Genomic DNA, 20,269 nt, shown 5'->3' with positions numbered 1-20,269 from the left:
TTATTATTTATCTAAAAAACAATACAAGTTGCGAAATTTATTTTATCGCTCAAAAATAATGTTAAATAAAATAAAAAAAAAATATTTCATCGATAAACTAACGCAAAAAATCGACGTAACACGTTAAATTTTATATTTTGCATTTATTTCCCTACTAATATTTGTTAACGATTTTTTAAAATTTAAAAAAAATTGAAAATTTCAACAAAATTTCCAATTATAAAGCGTTTTTTCGTTGGGCTTTCCACCATCTTTCCGGCAATTCTTGATTACAAGCGCTTAGATATTCGTCGTACGAACAGGGTAATAACGTATTTCTCTTCAACTTATTGTGACCATTTGACTCAAACGGAATTTCAATCCACCATCGCTCTGTTTTATCACTCTTATAAAAAACTAATTCTTCTTCTTCAAGCGGAACAATATATTTTAAATACGTTGCTCTACTACCAAATGGATATTCTTTAGATCGATAATGATATCCTTCTATAAAATACCAAACCATTTGCGCAATAATAACTGATTCCGGTGCTGTACTATTATGATTAAAAATCCCTAAACAGGATACTTTATCACTAATTCCTGCATATCTGGCTAACGAACATATTTCTTTTCCGTTGAAACCATTTGGTTCAAAAGAGATTAGATTTCCTGATTCTGAAGATTTTACTGAATTCAAATCTATACTTACCAAATCAGCATCTCTGAAAACAGGTTCAGCCAGTGCAATATTATTTGAGATTTCACCCAAACGATAGGCATCAAAAAATAACTTTTCGATCAAATCAATTTCTTCCTGCGAATTGTAATACGTCTGATAACCAATATTGCAATAGTTAAACAGATTATTAGGCTCATCGATAATAATTTTAGTAAGATAAGAATTAGCCGAAACTGTTTCGTTTTCTTTTCCAAAATCAAATTTATTATCTACGGCTACCATATTTACCATTTGCTCTAAATCATCGTAAGCACGATACAAAGCATAGGTCAAATCCTGTGAACCTCCCAGAACTATAGGAATCACTTTATTCCTGATTAATCTTGATGTAACCTTTTTTAAAGCGAAATAAGTATCCTCTACAGAATTCCCTGCACGAATATCACCTAAGTCTGCAATAGATGCATCCCAGTTACCAGGAAACATACTGTACAGTCTCTTACGAACCGCATTTAAATCAACCTCATTAATCACATTACTATTACGTCGGTCTTCTAAAACACCAACTATTGCAATCGTAATTTTGCTTATATCAGGAAACTGATCTTGTGTATGCAAAACAATTTTGCTACCCAATTCTTGTGAAGACAATGAACTAATGAATTTTAAAATTCCTTCATTAACTGGTTCTAGAAAATCAAACTCCATTTATTATTTCTTTTTAGCAGCTGGTTTTTTAGCTGGCGCTTTTTTAGCGGTTGTTGCTTTTTTGGCCGGTGTCTTTTTTGCCGGTGTTTTTTTGGCGATCATTTCCTGAACTTCGGCCAATGTTAATTTTGTTGCATCAACATCTTTACTTAATTCAATTTTGATTTTACCTTTTGTAATAACCGAACGTCCCCAACGAGCTTTTTCAACCAAAATTCCTTCATCCTCCCAATTGTGGAGCACTTTATCTATATTTTTCTGTAATTTATCTTCAATTAGTTCTTCAACTTCTTGTTGTGATAAATTATCGAAATTGTATTTTTTACTAACATTAATAAAAATTCCATTCCATTTGATGAACGGACCAAAACGCCCCACACCTTTTTGAACACCTTCACCTTTATAAACTGCAATTGGAGCATCGGCAATTGCTTTTTCATCAATTAATTCCTGTGCTCTTTCTTTAGAAAGACTTAACGGATCTTCTCCTTTTGGCAAAGAAATAAATACGCTTCCGTGACGAACATAAGGACCGTAACGCCCATTACTTACTTCTACTTCTTCTCCTTTATATTCTCCTAAGTTTTTAGGTAATAAAAACAAGTTTAAAGCTTCTTCAAGTGTAATATTTCCAATATTCTGATCAGACATTAAACTGGCGAATTTTTTATCTTCATCGTCTGCTTCTCCAATTTGAGCCATTGGTCCAAATTTTCCTAAACGAACAGAAACTTGTCTTCCGTCAGCATCTTTTCCTAAGATTCTTTCTCCGCTTTCGCGTTCTGCGTTCGCTTCAACCTCTTTTACATTCGGGTGAAATTTATCGTAGAACTCTTTCATCATCACTGCCCAGTCAATATTTCCTTCGGCAATTTCATCAAAATCCTGTTCTACTTTTGCAGTAAAGTTATAATCAAGAATATTCCCGAAGTTCTTTACTAAGAAATCCGTAACAATTGTACCAATATCTGTTGGCACTAATTTTCCTTTATCTGAACCTGTATTTTCTTTTAGCAGTTTCTCACCTACTTTATTAGCTTGCAAAGTAAGTTGGGTATAATTACGTTCTTGACCTTCAAGAGTTCCTTTCTCAACATAATTTCTATTGATGATAGTCGAAATAGTTGGTGCGTACGTAGACGGACGACCAATTCCTAATTCTTCTAATTTTTTCACCAAAGAAGCCTCTGTATAACGAGCCGGTGGTCTTGAATATCTCTCTGTAGCTGTAATATAATTGTTAACTAATTTTTCGTTTACTTTTAATGCAGGCAACATTCCTTCTTGCTCTTCCTCATCATCATCATGACCTTCTAAATAAACTTTTAGAAAACCTTCGAAAAGCAAAACTTCTCCAGAAGCTGTAAATATTTCGCTGTGATTATTTGCTTCAATTTTTACGTTTGTTCTTTCTAATTGCGCATCGCTCATTTGAGACGCCAATGTTCTTTTCCAGATCAAATCATACAAACGAGCCTGGTCACGATCGATATTTACCGTGTGACGTGACATATCTGTCGGACGAATTGCTTCGTGCGCCTCTTGTGCTCCTTTGCTTTTGTTTGCGAAAGTTCGGGGTCTTGAGAACTCTTTTCCGTATGATTTAATAATTTCCGCTTCAGCAGCATCCATTGCATCTTTAGAAAGATTCACACTATCAGTTCTCATATAGGTAATAAGTCCCGCTTCGTACAAACGTTGTGCAAGCTGCATGGTGATCCCAACTGGCAAATACAATTTTCTCGCTGCCTCTTGTTGCAATGTCGAAGTTGTAAAAGGTGCTGTTGGTGATTTTTTGGTAGGTTTAGTTTCTAAATCTGCTACCTTATATTGTGATCCGATATTTTTATTTAAAAAATCTTCGGCTTCTTTTTTAGTATTGAAGTTTTTTGGCAATTTGGCTTTGAAAGATTTCCCAGCCTCATTTACAAATTCTGCTACGATAGAATAACTCGCAACTGCATTAAAATTTTGAATTTCGCGTTCTCTCTCTACAATCAAACGAACTGATACTGATTGTACACGACCAGCTGATAATCCTCCTTTAATTTTTCTCCATAAAACCGGAGATAATTCATAACCCACTAAACGATCTAAAACACGACGTGCTTGTTGTGCGTTTACTAAATTATAATCTATTTCTCTTGGATTATCAATCGCTTTAAGAATCGCAGATTTTGTAATTTCGTGAAAAACAATTCGCTTAGTTTTTTTTGTATCCAGTTTCAGTTCTTCCGCAAGATGCCATGAAATAGCCTCCCCTTCGCGGTCCTCATCACTTGCTAACCAGACCATTTCGGCATTCTTAGATAGTGTTTTCAATTTGCTTACTAAGGCTTTTTTATCCGGAGAAACTTCGTATTTAGGTTTAAAACCATTCTCTACATCTACTCCTATTTCCTTTGATGGTAAGTCTGCGATATGTCCGTAACTTGATTCTACTTGAAAATCACTTCCCAGAAATTTCTCGATCGTTTTCGCCTTTGCAGGTGACTCCACTATTACTAAATTCTTTGCCATTGCTCTATTTTTCTGCAACAAAAGTATCTATTTTTTTTAAATATCAACCTCGCTAATTGATTTTTGAGGTATTTTAATGTTATGTTTCTTAAAAATGAATATTTAAGGGCATTGTTCCTTATTATATATATAGGTATAAATTTTAAAGCTTTATGACCAAGAAATGTTCTTTTTTTTAATATTGATACTTTAAATTGATTCGATATTCTTGCATTGCTTAAAAAAAAACAAAGCAGAAAAACATAAATAACGTCAGGAAAATAGTCTCGTTTTTTTAACAAAATTTTTATAATATTTTGCTTTACGGAAAACCGTAGCGTAAACAATTCTAAAAGCTCTAATTTTCAACCATCAATTTTTATAGTCTCTTACTAAGATATTCTTTTGATAAAACCATAAAAATTATTGCTAGAAAAACAGCTCATGATAAAACTTTACAAGATTATATTTTTATTGATTTTAATTAATTGCGGAAATACCTTAACGGCGAAAAACTCTATTTTTATTAACAAAAAAGAGTTTCCAAATAGTGTTACAAAAAAAAACGTTATTCTTCCTACAGCAACCATTAGCGGAACAACTATTGTTTGCCAAAACGCTACGAATCCAAAAATAACGTTTAAAATTACTGATGGTGTTGGACCTTATAAATTTGTATATCAAATAAATGATGAAACTAAACAGACCATTGAATCCGCAAGCAATATTGTAACTGTAGATGTTTTAACTGAAAATCCAGGAGTTTTCACTTACAAATTTATCAGTTTCAGCGAGGCATCAGGAGACCAAACACTGAATGATGTTACTGCAACCGTTACGATCAAAACTTCTCCTGATGGTACATTGGGAGGAACTGGGTCAGGTAGCAACTTTAATGGAGTTCCGGTTTTTAGAATTTGTAGTAATACCATTTCTTCATTTACATTTACAAATGCGTCAAACACGCCCACTTTAAACACAAATTACACAATTAACTGGGGTGATGGCTCACCTGACTTTAACTCCTCATCTTGGTTAAGCACAACACATACCTATTCTATCGGTCTTTGGAATTTAACTTATATTATCCAAGGAAATAACGGTTGTAATACGATTGCAAAATACATTGTTTTTGTTGGTTCTAATCCTGCCGTTTCTTTAGGAAATCCTGGAAACACAGATATTTGCAATTCAAGCTCTCTTATTTTTCCTATTACTGGCACAACAAATAATCCACCAGGAACAACTTATACAGTATCTTTTAATGATGGTTCTGCTCCACAAACTTTCAATCATCCTCCTCCAGCAAGTATTACTCATACTTTTTTAAAAACTTCTTGTGGCACAAATAGTGTCAGTGGAAGCGGCACAACATATAGCAATTCCTTTTCAGCAAACATAAAAGCTGAAAATCCTTGTGGTGCTTCTGAAGTTGGTGTTGTTCCAATATATGTATCAACTCCACCAACAGCTAATTTCACATTACCAACGAAAAGCTGTATTAACACACAGGTATGTATGACAAATACATCAACTGGCGCCTATGAAAACAATGGTAACAATTGTAATACCTCTCCCAAAATAATTTGGTCTATTTCACCCTCAACAGGATTTTCTGTAGTTAGCGGAAGTTTAGGAAATGATTTTAATTCTACTGACCCCGCTTTATGGCTAAGTGGATCAAACGCACCATGCCTAAATTTCTCACAATCAGGAACATATACAATCACAATAAAAACAGGAAATAGATGTGGTTTTGACACAGTATTTAAAACAATTTGCGTTGAACCTAAACTAACTCCAACCTTCACACTCGATAATACATCCGGATGCTCCTCTAAAACTATAACAGCCACCAATACCACAGACACAACAAATTCTTGCAGCCCTCTGAGTTACCTCTGGAGTGTAAACTACTCTCCAACTATTAATTGCGGAACAAACATACCTCCTATTACAAGCCAAACTACTACAGATGCATCTTTTACTTTTACTGAATCCGGAACCTACACTATTAAACTAACGGCAACAAACTCATGTTTACCTGCAACAACTTCAACACAAACTGTAATTATAAAAAAACCACCAACTGTAACCATTAATCCAATTGTCAATATTTGCCCGGTTTTACCAACAAATACAATTAGTCCAAAGGCAGTTATCACGAATTGCGGCACTCAATCTCCGTTGACGTACGAATGGAGTTTTCCGGGAGGAACGCCATCATCCTCAAATTTAGAAATACCCGGTGATATCACTTATAGTAGTACAGGGACATTTACCTATTCTTTAAAAGTAACTAATGAATGTGGTCCAAGTACTGCAAGCGGCTCTTTTACAATCAATCCCACGCCAGTAATAAGTGGTGATTTGTTTTCTTGTGCGGGAAGTAAATCACAACTAACAGGCTCACCAACTGCTGCAACGACATTGCTTTGGGTATCTTCATCTCCAAACATTGCTACCGTAAGCAACTCCGGTTTAGTCACTGGATTATTAGCAGGAACGACCAACATTACTTATACAAATACCTTCGGATGTAAAACCACAGTTTCATTTATTGTAAATCAAGCTCCAGTAATAACAAGCCAACCCACTCCTGCTACAGCTTGTCAAGGAGGAATTGTTCCTGCATTATCTTTTACTACAAGTGGCATAAATGGAACAGCTGCTTATCAATGGTATTCTAATACCAGCAATAATACTTTGGGTACAGCAATACCCGGTGAAACCACTGCGACGTATAATCCGCCATCTGCCACAGCAGGAATATTTTATTATTATTGTATCATTACTTTGCCTACAGGAGGGTGTAATGCAATTACAACAACCCCAGTCAAAGTAACAATTCTAACCAATATATCAATCACAACACAGCCAACGGATTCTCAAAATCTGTGTATTGGCGGCACAATTGCAACACCTCTAACAATCACAACTTCAGGAGGAACAGGAAACTATTCTTATCAATGGTATAGTAACACCACAAATTCAAATACAGGTGGAACACTAATTACGGGAGCTGCCTCGATAAAATTTACCCCTGATGTTTTTACAATCCCTGGTACTTATTACTATTATGCAACGGTTTCTCCAAACGGAAATGGCTGTATACCCATAACTAGTAATACAGCCGTAATTATTGTTTATCCAGATCCAACAATAACTACACAACCTGTCGCAACTCAAACTTTATGTCAAAATACAACTTCTACCAACTTAGAAGTTAATGCCATTGGAGGCAACGTAGCTTTTTCGTACCAATGGTATAGCAATAGTTCTAATGTGAATACAGGCGGAACAATTATTTTCGGGGCAACCAATAACACGTATACACCACCATCGAATATAGTTGGTACAAAATATTATTATAGTGTAGCATCTCAAAATAGCACTTCGGGCTGCAACGTCACAAGTGCAACATCTCAAGTTATCGTAATTGCGACGCCAACAATAAATAACCACCCTGTTTCAAGTGCTATCTGTCTTGGCGGAACCCCAACTATCTTATCTGTATCTTACATTAATGGAGTTGGTTTACCTGGCTATCAATGGTTTTCAAATGTAAATACCAGCAATTCCGGCGGAGTTTTAATTCCTGGCGAAACTAATTCAACTTTTAATCCGCCAAATACAACTGCTGGAACCTTTTATTATTATTGCATCATTACTTTATCCTCTGGGGGATGCTCAAACATAACTTCAAATACAGCCACTGTGATAATTAACACATTGCCTAGTATTGATTTACAACCCATATCGACACAAACTCTATGTGTTGGAGCTGCTTTGTCAACTCCTTTAAAAATACACTATACCGGTGGCGAGGGAAATCCAACTTATAAGTGGTACACCAATAGCTCAAATTCAAATATTGGTGGAATATTAATTTCCGGAGCAACAAATGCCAGCTATTTGCCTCCTGTTTTTACTTTAACTGGAAATTATTACTATTATGCAGAGGTCTCTTTAAATGGTAATGGTTGTGGAACACTCCTTAGTAATCCTGCCGAAATTGCGATTATACCTGATCCTGTAATCACATCGCAGCCTTTACCATCTCAAACTCTTTGTCAAAATGCATTGGCAACGGACCTAACTGTGAGCGCTTCAGGCGGAATTGGCACAACTTATTCTTATCAGTGGTTTTCAAATACGCTCAATAATAATACAACAGGAACACCAATTTCTGGGGCAACGCTCGACTCTTATTTACCACCAACCTCCAGCAATGGAACTTATTATTATTACTGTGTCATTTCTCAATCTACAGGATCGGGTTGCAACGTAACCAGTAATACTGCAACTGTTATTGTAAATTTAGCACCCTCATTTACTTCACAGCCAATTTCTAATACTATTTGTATTGGACAAACATTAAACGCATTAAGCGTAAGCTACATTAACGGGGTCGGAACAGCACAATACCAATGGTATTCCAACGGTACTAATACAATTATAGGAGGCACATCTATTTCTGGCGCTGTAAATTCTTCTTATAACGCTCCAAATTCAGTTGTGGGTACATTTTATTATTACTGTATTATCACTTTACCTTCTGGAGGATGTTCTAGCTTAACATCAAATATTGCAAACGTTACTATCAATCAAAAACCTGTTATTGCAAATAAAACCGCCCAAATTTGTAGTGGTGATGCCTTTACAATTTTGCCAAACAACTCAGGAAGCGATATTGTTCCGCTGGAAACAACTTATACTTGGGCGTTACCAACTATTTCTCCTTCTAGCTCAATAACCGGCACATCAGCACAAAATACACAACAAAACGCTATTAGTCAGAGATTAATAAATACGACTACTGGTCCAGCAACCGTAACTTATGTTGTGACTCCAATTTCTGGAAATTGTACAGGAACATCTTTTACAGTAGTCATTACTGTAAATCCGGCTATTACTTTGAACGATACAAAATCTAACAGCACATGTTTTGGCATCAATAACGGTTCTATTCAAGTGGCAATTTCGGGAGGGGTGCCTTTTAGTTCCGGAGACTCTTATCAAATTGATTGGTCGGGACCAAACGGATTTACTTCGAACATCTCAAACATTGCTAATTTAGCACCTGGCGATTATACCATTTCTGTCAGAGACCAGCAAAATTGCTCAACAACAAAAAAATATACGATTATCGAACCCAATGAAATTGTAATTAGCTCCATTTTAGAAAAAGACATCACATGCTTTAATGATGCTGATGGAAAAATTACAATTGCCATTACTGGTGGTTCTCCAACTTATATCATTAATTGGACAAAAAATGGAATTCCTTTTTCAAACATACAAAACTTATCAAATTTAGGCCCTGGAACATATACAGTTACTGTTTCTGATATTTATAATTGTGGTCCCAAAACTGCACTATTTACTATAACTGAGCCTCCGTTATTAGCAGTTTCATTAGCTGGAAAAACAGATGTTTTATGTAATGGAGATGCAACTGGCGCAATAACAATAAATAATACAGGAGGAACGCTTCCGTATACTTATGCATGGAAGGGACCAAATGGTTTCTCAAGCACAAATCAAAATTTAACTCATCTTATTGCAGGAACTTACAATTTAATTATAACAGATCATTCTGGCTGTACTCAAAATTTAACCGAAACAATTACTCAAAATTCAGCAATTATTATCACAGCCACTTCAACGCCAATTATTTGTTATAATGACAATAATGCTTCTATAAATATCGCCATTTCTGGTGGAATTGGTCCTTATCAAATTTCCTGGAGTAATCTAGGCAACGGTACTTTTATGGATAATCTTTCTGCTGGAGATTATCTCGTTACCGTTACAGATGCTCTTAATTGCGTTAAAACATTAAATGTAAATATTCCGGAAGCCCCTATTTTTACAATTCGTCCCGTTGTTAAAAACATTTCCTGTTTTGGTGCTAAAAACGGAAGTATTAAACTAAATCTTATAGGTGGAATCGCTCCAATAAAATTAACATGGAGTGATAATTCTTCCTCCGGAACAGAAAGAAATAATTTAGCACCTGGAACATATGCAGTGACTATTGTTGATGCAAAACCTTGTACAATAACCAAAACTTTTATTATAATAGAACCGCAACTTCTCGCTCTTTCAGCCAATGTAACTAATGCCTTTGATTGTAATAATGCTAAAAGCGGTTCGATAAACTTATTAGTATCAGGCGGTACACCACCATTTACTTATAACTGGTCAAACGGAGCCACAAGTGAAGATTTAACAAATCTTTCTTCTGGAAACTATTTGGTTACGGTTACCGATTTTAATGGCTGCTCTGAACAGGCGCAATACAACATAAACAGACCTCCGGCAATTGTAACTAAAGTAGATACAAAAACTGATTTTGATTGTGAGACTAAATATGTAAAACAAACATTTGCAGCGAATGTAACTGGCGGAATGCCTCCTTATCAACTGGATTGGTCCAGCGGTAAGGTAAGTGGTGCAAACAATGAAATAATGAATACTTCCCAAAACGGAACCGTAATTCTTAATGTTACGGATAACCTTGGGTGTAAATCAAATTACACTTTTAATGTTGACATACCCATACTTGGAGATCCATCATTCGATACCACTTCTTTTGCTTTAACTACTTATGGAATTTATTCTGTAAATGACCCAATAGTATTCACAAATACATCTACAGGAAGTTATATTAGTTCATATTGGGATTTTGGCGACGGCGCTGCTTCAAATGAAATAAATCCTACTCATACTTTTGTAAAAGAAGGCACTTATCTCATTACTCAAACTGTAACTTATCCTTTCGGATGTATTTATAAATATACAAGCTCCCTAAAAATTGAAAAAGGATATGACTTGATTACTCCAAATGGTTTTACTCCAAACGGTGACGGAATCAATGATACTTTCAAACCTACATTCAAAGGATTCAAAACAGTCGATTTGAGTGTTTACGATACGTGGGGTGAATTAATTTATTCTGAAAAAGGAAATAACCTGCGTGGTTGGGATGGAAAAATAAAAGGTACTGAATCTGAAAATGGCAACTATTATTTTAAAATTAGCGGCGTTACTTTCTACGGAACTACAATCAATACTAATGGGCCATTTACTCTTATAAAATAAGTACACCAAAATGAAAATAAAATTAATTGCACTACTAGCCTTTCTCTTTCTTTCTTCATCCATAAAAGCACAAGATCCTATTTTTACTCAATATTATATGGTTCCTCAAACCTTGAATCCTGGTTTTACAGGTTTTACAGAAACCACTACGGCTGGAATTTTACATAGAACTCAGTGGCCAGATTTGAATTTCAGAGTCGATTCTGATTATGCTTTCATGGACACTTGGCTGCCTAAAGCCAACAGCGGTGTAGGTATCAGCATTTTAAATCAAAGAGAAAAATTTACTAATTATAACTTTACTTCCATTAATTTAAAATATGCCTACCGAGTTCAACTTAATGACTATTGGTACTTTAGACCTGCAATAGAAATTGGTTACGGAATAAAATCATATGCGTTTCAGAATATTGTTTTAGAAGATCAAATCAATATTGGCCAAGGAACTATAAATCCCTCAAGCATAGATCCACTACTCCTCAATGACAAGGCTAATTTCTTTGATTTCTCTGCAGGAATGCTTTTTAATACTGAACAGGCTTGGTTTGGCGCTTCTTTAAAACACATCAACAAACCAAATATTTCCTTTACCACCAATGGAAATGTTCCTTTAGATATGTTTTTTTCGGCCAATGCCGGTTATGAATTTAAAATTGCGGATTATATCGATGTAACTCTTTTTCCGTTTGAAACAAAAATGCTCTTAACAACTAATTATATGAGTCAAGGCGAATACAGCCGTTTAGATATTGGAACAGGATTGGTCTTCGATCGCTTTTTTTTCGGAATAAGTGCCGCTACAAATCCTGGAAAAAAAGCTAACAATAGCCATTTTATGACTTCGGTAAATGCTTTTGGCGGACTTCAATATGAGCATTTAAAATTCGGCTATTCCTATGATTTTAGTATCTCAAGAATTGGTAATACAGGCGGTATCTATGAACTATCTGTTATTTACCAATTTGATTTGAAAGCAAATTGCTTTGGCTGCCCAAATTATCAATGATATGACAGATATTTAATGATATTATCTATTTTGAAACGAAATGCAGAAATCGCGTATTCTTAAAAAATAATTTCCAAAAGATTGTTAATTCTTTCTCTGCCATCTTGTCATATTGATCGCATTTGCGTTATCTTTGCACTTTGAAATTATACAATGGAAAAGATTATTGAAGAAAGCAAACAGGGCGAAAGTCTTGTTTTAGAAAATAAACCTGAGAATACTAAAAAACTTTTTATAGAAAGTTACGGTTGTGCGATGAATTTTTCGGACAGTGAAATCGTAGCTTCCATTTTATCGATAAACGGATACAATACTACAAAAACTCTTGAAGACGCTGATTTAGTTCTGGTAAATACCTGCTCGATTCGGGATAAGGCTGAACAGACTATTCGCAAACGTTTAGAAAAATACAATGCGGTGAAACGCATTAATCCGAAGATGAAAGTAGGCGTTTTGGGCTGTATGGCGGAACGTTTGAAAAATCAGTTTTTGGAGGAAGAAAAAATCGTCGACCTTGTTGTTGGTCCTGATGCTTACAAAGACTTACCTAATTTATTGGCAGAAGTTGAAGAAGGCCGTGATGCCATTAATGTAATTTTATCTAAAGAGGAAACCTACGGAGATATTTCGCCGGTTCGTTTGATGAGTAACGGAATTACAGCTTTGGTTTCGATCACCCGTGGTTGCGATAATATGTGTACGTTTTGTGTTGTGCCTTTTACTCGCGGTCGTGAACGTAGTCGTGAACCTCAAAGTATCATGAAGGAAATTCAGGATTTATGGGACAAAGGCTTTAAGGAAATTACGCTGCTAGGACAAAATGTCGACAGTTACCTATGGTACGGTGGTGGTTTGAAAAAGGATTTCGAAAATGCTTCTGACATGCAAAAAGCAACGGCGGTAGACTTTGATCAATTGCTTGAAATGGTTGCTGTTGGTTTTCCTAAAATGCGTATTCGATTCTCGACTTCTAATCCTCAGGATATGCACGAAAGTGTTTTGCACGTTATTGCAAAACATCCAAATATCTGTAAACACATTCACTTACCGGTTCAGTCCGGAAGTAACAGAATTCTAAAAGAGATGAATCGTTTGCATACACGTGAAGAATACATGACTTTGATTGATAAGATCAGAGCGATTATTCCGAATGCTTCGATTTCGCAGGATATGATTGCTGGTTTCCCAACAGAAACCGAAGAAGATCACAAAGATACAATGAGTTTAATGGAGTACGTAAAGTATAATTTCGGTTATATGTATTCGTACTCTGAGCGTCCGGGAACTTTGGCAGGAAGAAAAATGGAAGATGATGTTACCGACGAAACCAAAGCAAGAAGATTACAGGAAATTGTGGACCTACAACAAAAACATGCCTGGTTCAGAAGTGAAGAATTCGTTGGACAAATAGTTGAAGTTCTTGTCGAAAAAGTTTCTAAAAAATCAACTGAAGAATTCTCAGGAAGAAACTCTCAAAGTATTACGGTAGTTTTCCCGAAAGAAGATTATAAAATTGGAGATTTTGTAAATGTAAAAATCACAAGCTGTACTTCAGGAACATTAAAAGGTACAGCTGTTGGGCTAAGTAGTATGAATTAATTTTTTCGCCACAGATCAATAGGATTAAAATAATTTAATTATATTGTTTTTCTTACTTTTATGGATTGTGCAAATAAATTAAATTATGCATTATTACAGAGAAATTGAGACTTATAAGATTATAGGAATTTGTATGGAAGTACATCGAAATCTTGGTCCAGGTCTATTAGAAGTAGTTTACAAAGATGCTTTTAGAAATAGAATTTAAAGAAAAAAATATTCCTTTCGAGAGAGAAAAAGAATATTCTATTGAATACAAGGGCAAAATTTTGCCTCATAAATTTTATGCCGACATTATTATTAATGAAGATATCGTTTTAGAGGTAAAAGCAATAAAAGAATTTTCAAATGAACATATTGCTCAGATTCTAAATTATATAAAGTTATCGAATTCAGAAGTTGGATTGCTTGTTAATTTTCAAACAAAATCACTCCAACATAAAAGATATGTTTTATAAAAATTTAAAAGAATCTTTGTTAATCTTTTTAATCTGTGGCATAAAAAAAAATTATTATCTGTAATTTTTAAGACTCGTGTACATTGCGTAACTTGAAACAAATAAAAACTTGAAACAAAATTTTACATGGAAACAGTTCAAGCAATAAAACAGCGATTTGAAATTATTGGAAATGATCCGAAATTAAATCGTGCTATCGAAAAAGCCATTCAGGTTGCTCCTACTGATATTTCGGTAATGGTAACTGGGGAAAGTGGTGTTGGTAAAGAAAATATTCCAAGAATAATACATTCACTTTCGCATAGAAAGCATGGTAAATATATTGCGGTAAACTGTGGTGCAATTCCGGAAGGAACTATTGACAGTGAGCTTTTTGGACACGAAAAAGGTGCATTTACAGGTGCTACAAGCACTCGTGAAGGTTATTTTGAAGTGGCCGATGGCGGAACAATTTTCCTGGATGAAGTGGGCGAATTGCCACTAACAACCCAGGTTCGTTTGCTTCGTGTACTTGAAAATGGTGAATTTATCAAAGTAGGTTCATCTCAGGTTCAGAAAACAAATGTTAGAATTGTAGCAGCTACAAACGTAAACTTATTCAATGCTATTGAAAAAGGAAAATTCCGCGAGGATTTGTATTATCGTTTGACTACTGTTGAAATTACTTTGCCTCCTTTACGCGAAAGAAACGAAGACATCCATTTATTATTCAGAAAATTTGTTGCTGATTTTGCGCACAAATACAAAATGCCACCGTTGAAACTAGATGATGATGCGGTTCAGCTTTTACAAAAATTCAGATGGAACGGAAATATTCGCCAATTGCGAAATGTAGCAGAACAAATCTCTGTTCTGGAAACCAACCGCGATATTACATTAGCGACTCTAAAATCGTATTTACCTACTGAAGGAAGCAATTTGCCTTCTGTAATTAATGAGAAGAAAAAAGAAAGTGATTTTAGCACAGAAAGAGATATTTTATATAAAGTTCTTTTTGATATGAAAAGCGATCTGAATGATTTGAAGAAACTTACCCTTGAATTGATGAAGAATGGTACAAAAGTACAAGACATCAACCCAAATTTGATTCAGAAAATATATGGTTCTCAGGAAAATGAAAGTGAAATAGATTTTGAAGAAGAACCAAGAACTGCTGTCATGACTCCTGCAACGCGCGAGGATAATTATCAGATGCAGGATGACAATTATCTGTTTGCCGAAACCATTGAGGAGGAAGAAGTTTTACGTTTAGAACAAAAAGAAATCGAAATGATCAAAAAATCATTAGAAAAAAATAAAGGAAAACGAAAAGCTGCCGCAGATGAATTAGGTATTTCTGAACGTACTTTATACCGAAAAATTAAACAATTCGATTTATAAAAATAAAAAAATCCAACCATTTAAATTCTAAAAAATAAATCCCAAATCCCAAATTAGTATATTTGAAAAAAATTGAGATTCTCGCAAGAATTGGAATTTGGAGTTTACAAAAATGGAATTTTTCAAGGAATTGGAATTTCACACCTATATTGATTTTATGAAAAAAATATATTCTTTATTAGCCTTAATGAGCCTCTTTATGTTAAGCGGGTGCTCAGTTTACAACTTTACAGGAACAGGGAAAATTGATGCCAAAACTTTTCAGGTCAACTTTTTTCAGAACAATGCTGATTTGATCGAGCCCGGAATTGACAGACAATTTACATTGGCATTACAGGATTTAATCCAGAATCAGACCAATCTAAACTTAGTAAGTAATAGTGGTGACTTGGTTTATGAAGGAGAAATTGTAGATTACAGAACAACACCAATGACTGCTACTGCTGATCAGCAGGCGGCTCAAAACCGTTTGACAATTAGGGTTAATGTTAGATTTACAAATAAAAAGAAGGAAACTGATGATTTCGAGAAACCATTCGAATTCTATTATGACTATCCGGGTGCAACATTGCCAACGAGTGCTGTTTTAAATACAGCAATTCAAACTATATTCGAGAGAATCACACAAGATATCTTTAATGATTCTTTGGCAAAATGGTAGTTTTTTTGTTTAACTGGTAAATCGTTAAGTCGCAGAAACGATTAAACAATTTTAGATTAAACATAAACAATTAAACGATTAAACAAATAAAAGAATGAATGTAACTGATTATACCTACTTAATGAACAAACCCGATGCTATTACAGAAAAGCAAGCGGACGCATTAGGAAGTGTTTTGAATGAATTTCCCTATTTTCAAAGTGCCAGAGCATTGCGATTAAAAGGTCTTTACAATCAAAATAGCTTTAAGTATAATTATGCATTAAAAGTTACGGCTGCTCATACAACTGATCGAGCTGTTTTATTCGATTTTATCACTTCAGAAACTTTCACCTCTATTCAGAACGAATATTATGATCAAAAACTGAGAGACCTTTTAGAAATTAAAGTTTTCGACAGCGAAGTTGTTTCTTTTGAAGAAATCAAAAAAGCAACTGAAGTTCGAATTGATCCAATTGAACAATCTATTCTGAATTCTATAAGAGAAGCAACAAACGTTACTTTTAAAGAGCCTTTAAAAACAGAAGACGAAGCGAGTGAACCAGTTATTGAACGCTCTATTTCAGATACTTTTAAAGAAGCAACACCAGAAACTTTTGAAGAACCGGTAAAAATCGAAGAAATCAAAATTGAGCCAATCATTACTGAGCAATCAATTTTAGACACTTTTAAAGAAGTAATACCAAACACTTTTGAAGAACCGGTAAAAATCGAGGAAGTCAAAATTGAACCTGTCATTACAGAAGAATCAATTTTAGATACTTTTAAAGAGGTGCTGCCAAATTCTCCAGACGAACCGGTGAAATTTGAAGAGAAACCAATTGATCCAATTATTGAACAATCTATTTTAGATTCTATCAAAGAAGCATCAAATATAACTTTTGAAGCAGCTGCAAAAACAGAAGAACCAAAAGAACCAATTGCAGAGCAAACTGTCTTACCTTCTAATAAAGAAACGATGCCAACATTTTTTGAGGAAATAGTAGATGATGAAATTCCGGAAGTAAGAATCGATCCGATCGAAAAATCTATTTTAATTTCTATCAAAGAAGCAGCAAAAGTAGTTTTTGAAGAACCAAAAATAACTAAAGAACCGAAGGTAACTGAAGTTCCGGAAATCGTAAAAATTGCCGAAGAAAATCTGGAAATTGGAAAACCATTGGATTTCTCTACTAATGAAAAGCATTCTTTTCAGGAATGGCTGCAATTAGCGCGAACTGAACCAATTGACAGAACAGAAGAAGGTCCTCAGAAAGCAAAAGAAGTCGAAAAAACAGTAAAACCAAAGATTGAAGCTGAAATAGTTGACGATGAGAAAAAGAAAAAGGCTGAAATAATCGATAAATTCATCGAAACAAACCCAAAAATATCTCCTATAAAACAGACTGCAATAGTCCCAGCGGTACAATTTGACCTTAATACAGGTGATAATTCTTACTTAATGACTGAGACTTTAGCGAGAGTATATTTGGAACAAAAAAAATATACAAAAGCAATACAAGCATATGAAATATTAATTTTGAAATATCCAGAAAAAATTAGTTTCTTTGCAGACCGTATTTCGGATATAAAGATTTTACAACAAAATAACAATAATAATTAAACAATGAGCACATTTTCAATTTTTTTAGTTTTAATCACAATAGTTTGCTTTCTATTGATCGTAGTAATCATGGTTCAAAATCCTAAAGGTGGCGGATTGTCTTCTACTATTAGTGGAACTCAAATGTTAGGTGGAGTACAAAAAACAACTGACTTTTTAGATAAAAGTACTTGGACACTTGCTACTATTTTGATTGCTTTAATCTTACTTTCGAGCTTAAGCTTTACAGGATCATTAAACGATACAGGATCTAAAATTATTGATAAATCTGAGATTCCTGCGGCTAGTACACCAGCTGCTCCGGCTCAACAAACTCCTGCTCCTGCAACAAAATAATAATTTTGATATAAATATAAAAATGCCAGCCTGTCAAAGCTGGCATTTTTTTTAGGAAATAATGTCAGTTTTACGAGCATGGCATAATTTCTGAAAGTTATTTAAGCATTAAAAAAATATAAACTATTAATAATATAAAATCATGACTTTAAACATTAAACCGCTTTCAGACCGCGTACTTATTGAGCCTGTTGCAGCTGAGACTAAAACTGCGTCAGGGATTTTTATTCCAGATACTGCCAAAGAGAAACCACAAAAAGGAACTGTAGTTGCAGTAGGAAATGGATCTAAAGATCATACTATGACCGTAAAAGTTGGCGATACTGTTCTTTATGGTAAATATGCAGGAACAGAATTAAAACTTGAAGGAACTGATTATTTGATTATGCGTGAAGACGATATCTTAGCGATAATCTAAAAAAACATAGGTCTCAAGAATTAAGTATTAGGGGAAACCTGAAACAAATAAAACATTAAACAAAAAAGAAAATGGCAAAAGATATAAAATTTGATATTGAAGCACGTGACGGATTAAAACGTGGTGTTGATGCATTAGCAAATGCTGTAAAAGTAACTCTTGGACCAAAAGGTCGTAATGTAATTATCGGGAAATCATTTGGTGGACCAACTGTTACTAAAGATGGTGTTTCTGTTGCAAAAGAAATCGAATTAAAAGACCCATTAGAAAACATGGGCGCGCAAATGGTTAAAGAAGTTGCTTCTAAAACTAATGATTTAGCGGGTGACGGAACTACAACTGCTACAGTTTTAGCTCAGGCAATCGTAAAAGAAGGTCTTAAAAACGTTGCTGCAGGTGCAAATCCAATGGATTTGAAACGTGGTATCGATAAAGCTGTTGAAGCTATCGTTGCTGATCTTGCAAAACAAGCTAAAGTAGTTGGAAGTGATTCTGATAAAATCAAACAAATTGCTTCTATCTCTGCAAATAATGACGAAGTGATTGGGGAACTAATCGCTACTGCTTTTGCAAAAGTCGGTAAAGAAGGTGTTATTACTGTTGAAGAAGCTAAAGGAACTGATACTTTCGTAGATGTTGTTGAAGGTATGCAGTTTGACAGAGGATATCTTTCTCCTTACTTCGTAACAAATCCTGAGAAAATGGAAGTTGAATTAGACTCTCCATACATCTTATTATACGACAAAAAAGTATCTTCTCTTAAAGAATTACTACCTGTTTTAGAGCCAGTTGCTCAATCAGGAAAACCATTATTGATTATTGCTGAAGATGTTGACGGAGAAGCTCTTTCTACTCTTGTAGTTAATAAATTAAGAGGTGCTCTTAAAATTGCTGCTGTAAAAGCTCCTGGTTTTGGAGACAGAAGAAAAGCAATGTTAGAAGATATCGCAATCTTAACTGGTGGAACTGTAATTTCTGAAGAAAGAGGTTATACTTTAGAAAATACAACTATCGAAATGTTAGGAACTGCAAAAAGAGTTTCTATCGATAAAGATAACACTACTATTGTAAGTGGTGCTGGTGAAGCTGACATGATCAAAAATCGTGTAAACCAAATTAAAGGTCAAATGGAAGCTACAACTTCTGATTATGACAAAGAAAAATTGCAAGAACGTTTGGCTAAATTAGCTGGTGGTGTTGCTGTTCTTTATGTTGGTGCTGCATCTGAAGTTGAAATGAAAGAGAAAAAAGACAGAGTTGACGATGCTTTACATGCAACTCGTGCTGCTGTTGAAGAAGGTATTGTTGCTGGTGGTGGTGTTGCTTTATTAAGAGCAAAAGCTGCATTAGCTGATATTAAAGCAGATAACGCTGACGAAGCAACGGGAATTCAGATTGTAGCTCGTGCTGTTGAATCTCCATTAAGAACTATTGTTGAAAATGCAGGTCTTGAAGGCTCTGTAGTTGTAGCAAAAGTTGGTGAAGGTTCTGGTGACTTTGGTTACAATGCTAAAACTGACGAATATGTAGACATGCTTAAAGCTGGAATTATCGATCCTAAAAAAGTAACTCGTGTAGCATTAGAAAATGCTGCGTCTGTTGCCGGAATGATCCTTACTACAGAATGTGCATTAATTGATATTAAAGAAGAAAACGGAGGCGGAATGCCAATGGGTGGCGGTATGCCAGGAATGATGTAATCGTTCTAACTTCTTAAACTTTAAAGAGGCTGTCCGAAAAGTAATTTCGGGCAGTTTTTTTTTGTTTTACACATTGATTTTTCTTATATTTAAGTACTAAAATCAATGATTATGCAGCCAGTTTTTAAGCCTC

General features: G+C 34.7%; 13 protein-coding genes. 11 read left to right on the top strand and 2 right to left on the bottom strand.

The window, feature by feature from the left end; genetic code table 11:
- Nucleotides 1-217: 217 nt before the first annotated feature.
- Nucleotides 218-1,369 carry a formimidoylglutamase gene (locus NJT12_RS19630; RefSeq protein WP_271337623.1) on the bottom strand — a complete coding sequence of 384 codons (1,152 nt, stop codon included), beginning with the start codon at nt 1,367-1,369 and terminating at the stop codon, nt 218-220.
- Nucleotides 1,370-1,372: 3 nt separating this feature from the next.
- Nucleotides 1,373-3,889 carry a type I DNA topoisomerase gene (gene topA, locus NJT12_RS19625; RefSeq protein WP_271337622.1) on the bottom strand — a complete coding sequence of 839 codons (2,517 nt, stop codon included), beginning with the start codon at nt 3,887-3,889 and terminating at the stop codon, nt 1,373-1,375.
- 423 nt (nt 3,890-4,312) lie between these two features.
- Between topA and NJT12_RS19620 the strand changes: the two genes are divergently transcribed.
- From NJT12_RS19620 to groL, 11 genes are all read left to right on the top strand, one after another.
- The gene (locus NJT12_RS19620; protein ID WP_271337621.1) at nt 4,313-10,975 is read left to right on the top strand and encodes a PKD domain-containing protein; all 6,663 of its coding nucleotides are present in this window, start codon (nt 4,313-4,315) and stop codon (nt 10,973-10,975) included.
- A 10-nt stretch (nt 10,976-10,985) separates the two neighbouring features.
- Nucleotides 10,986-11,981, top strand: a complete 996-nt coding sequence (locus tag NJT12_RS19615; protein ID WP_271337620.1) for a PorP/SprF family type IX secretion system membrane protein — start codon at nt 10,986-10,988, stop codon at nt 11,979-11,981.
- 153 nt (nt 11,982-12,134) lie between these two features.
- On the top strand, nt 12,135-13,580 hold the full coding sequence (miaB, locus tag NJT12_RS19610; protein ID WP_271337619.1) for a tRNA (N6-isopentenyl adenosine(37)-C2)-methylthiotransferase MiaB: 1,446 nt from the start codon (nt 12,135-12,137) through the stop codon (nt 13,578-13,580).
- Nucleotides 13,581-13,665: 85 nt separating this feature from the next.
- The gene (locus NJT12_RS25110) at nt 13,666-13,788 is read left to right on the top strand and encodes a GxxExxY protein (protein ID WP_338083395.1); all 123 of its coding nucleotides are present in this window, start codon (nt 13,666-13,668) and stop codon (nt 13,786-13,788) included.
- The gene (locus NJT12_RS19605) at nt 13,766-14,038 is read left to right on the top strand and encodes a GxxExxY protein (RefSeq protein ID WP_338083394.1); all 273 of its coding nucleotides are present in this window, start codon (nt 13,766-13,768) and stop codon (nt 14,036-14,038) included. Before NJT12_RS25110 ends, NJT12_RS19605 begins: the two co-directional genes overlap by 23 nt.
- A 126-nt stretch (nt 14,039-14,164) precedes the next feature.
- Nucleotides 14,165-15,418 carry a sigma-54 interaction domain-containing protein gene (locus NJT12_RS19600; RefSeq protein ID WP_271337618.1) on the top strand — a complete coding sequence of 418 codons (1,254 nt, stop codon included), beginning with the start codon at nt 14,165-14,167 and terminating at the stop codon, nt 15,416-15,418.
- A gap of 157 nt (nt 15,419-15,575) precedes the next feature.
- Nucleotides 15,576-16,079 (top strand): LptE family protein, encoded by a 504-nt coding sequence (locus NJT12_RS19595; protein WP_271337617.1) that lies wholly within the window; start codon nt 15,576-15,578, stop codon nt 16,077-16,079.
- A gap of 94 nt (nt 16,080-16,173) precedes the next feature.
- Nucleotides 16,174-17,682, top strand: a complete 1,509-nt coding sequence (locus tag NJT12_RS19590) for a tetratricopeptide repeat protein (RefSeq protein ID WP_271337616.1) — start codon at nt 16,174-16,176, stop codon at nt 17,680-17,682.
- Between the two features lie 3 nt (nt 17,683-17,685).
- On the top strand, nt 17,686-18,018 hold the full coding sequence (gene secG / locus NJT12_RS19585) for a preprotein translocase subunit SecG (RefSeq protein WP_271337615.1): 333 nt from the start codon (nt 17,686-17,688) through the stop codon (nt 18,016-18,018).
- A gap of 142 nt (nt 18,019-18,160) precedes the next feature.
- Nucleotides 18,161-18,436, top strand: a complete 276-nt coding sequence (locus NJT12_RS19580) for a co-chaperone GroES (protein ID WP_007806577.1) — start codon at nt 18,161-18,163, stop codon at nt 18,434-18,436.
- Between the two features lie 71 nt (nt 18,437-18,507).
- The gene (groL, locus tag NJT12_RS19575) at nt 18,508-20,136 is read left to right on the top strand and encodes a chaperonin GroEL (protein WP_271337614.1); all 1,629 of its coding nucleotides are present in this window, start codon (nt 18,508-18,510) and stop codon (nt 20,134-20,136) included.
- Nucleotides 20,137-20,269 lie beyond the last annotated feature (133 nt).

The organism is Flavobacterium azizsancarii (genome assembly GCF_027980145.1).
Classification (GTDB): Bacteria; Bacteroidota; Bacteroidia; order Flavobacteriales; family Flavobacteriaceae; genus Flavobacterium; species Flavobacterium azizsancarii.
Note: the sequence above shows the minus strand (reverse complement) of the source record. Positions and strands in the feature narration are given on the sequence as shown.

What these genes read in the sequence shown, in the direction of transcription:
- NJT12_RS19630 (WP_271337623.1), bottom strand. Translation starts at nt 1,369, where the DNA reads ATGGAGTTTGATTTTCTAGAACCAGTTAATGAAGGAATTTTAAAATTC.
- topA (WP_271337622.1), bottom strand. Translation starts at nt 3,889, where the DNA reads ATGGCAAAGAATTTAGTAATAGTGGAGTCACCTGCAAAGGCGAAAACG.
- NJT12_RS19620 (WP_271337621.1), top strand. Translation starts at nt 4,313, where the DNA reads ATGATAAAACTTTACAAGATTATATTTTTATTGATTTTAATTAATTGC.
- NJT12_RS19615 (WP_271337620.1), top strand. Translation starts at nt 10,986, where the DNA reads ATGAAAATAAAATTAATTGCACTACTAGCCTTTCTCTTTCTTTCTTCA.
- miaB (WP_271337619.1), top strand. Translation starts at nt 12,135, where the DNA reads ATGGAAAAGATTATTGAAGAAAGCAAACAGGGCGAAAGTCTTGTTTTA.
- NJT12_RS25110 (WP_338083395.1), top strand. Translation starts at nt 13,666, where the DNA reads ATGCATTATTACAGAGAAATTGAGACTTATAAGATTATAGGAATTTGT.
- NJT12_RS19605 (WP_338083394.1), top strand. Translation starts at nt 13,766, where the DNA reads ATGCTTTTAGAAATAGAATTTAAAGAAAAAAATATTCCTTTCGAGAGA.
- NJT12_RS19600 (WP_271337618.1), top strand. Translation starts at nt 14,165, where the DNA reads ATGGAAACAGTTCAAGCAATAAAACAGCGATTTGAAATTATTGGAAAT.
- NJT12_RS19595 (WP_271337617.1), top strand. Translation starts at nt 15,576, where the DNA reads ATGAAAAAAATATATTCTTTATTAGCCTTAATGAGCCTCTTTATGTTA.
- NJT12_RS19590 (WP_271337616.1), top strand. Translation starts at nt 16,174, where the DNA reads ATGAATGTAACTGATTATACCTACTTAATGAACAAACCCGATGCTATT.
- secG (WP_271337615.1), top strand. Translation starts at nt 17,686, where the DNA reads ATGAGCACATTTTCAATTTTTTTAGTTTTAATCACAATAGTTTGCTTT.
- NJT12_RS19580 (WP_007806577.1), top strand. Translation starts at nt 18,161, where the DNA reads ATGACTTTAAACATTAAACCGCTTTCAGACCGCGTACTTATTGAGCCT.
- groL (WP_271337614.1), top strand. Translation starts at nt 18,508, where the DNA reads ATGGCAAAAGATATAAAATTTGATATTGAAGCACGTGACGGATTAAAA.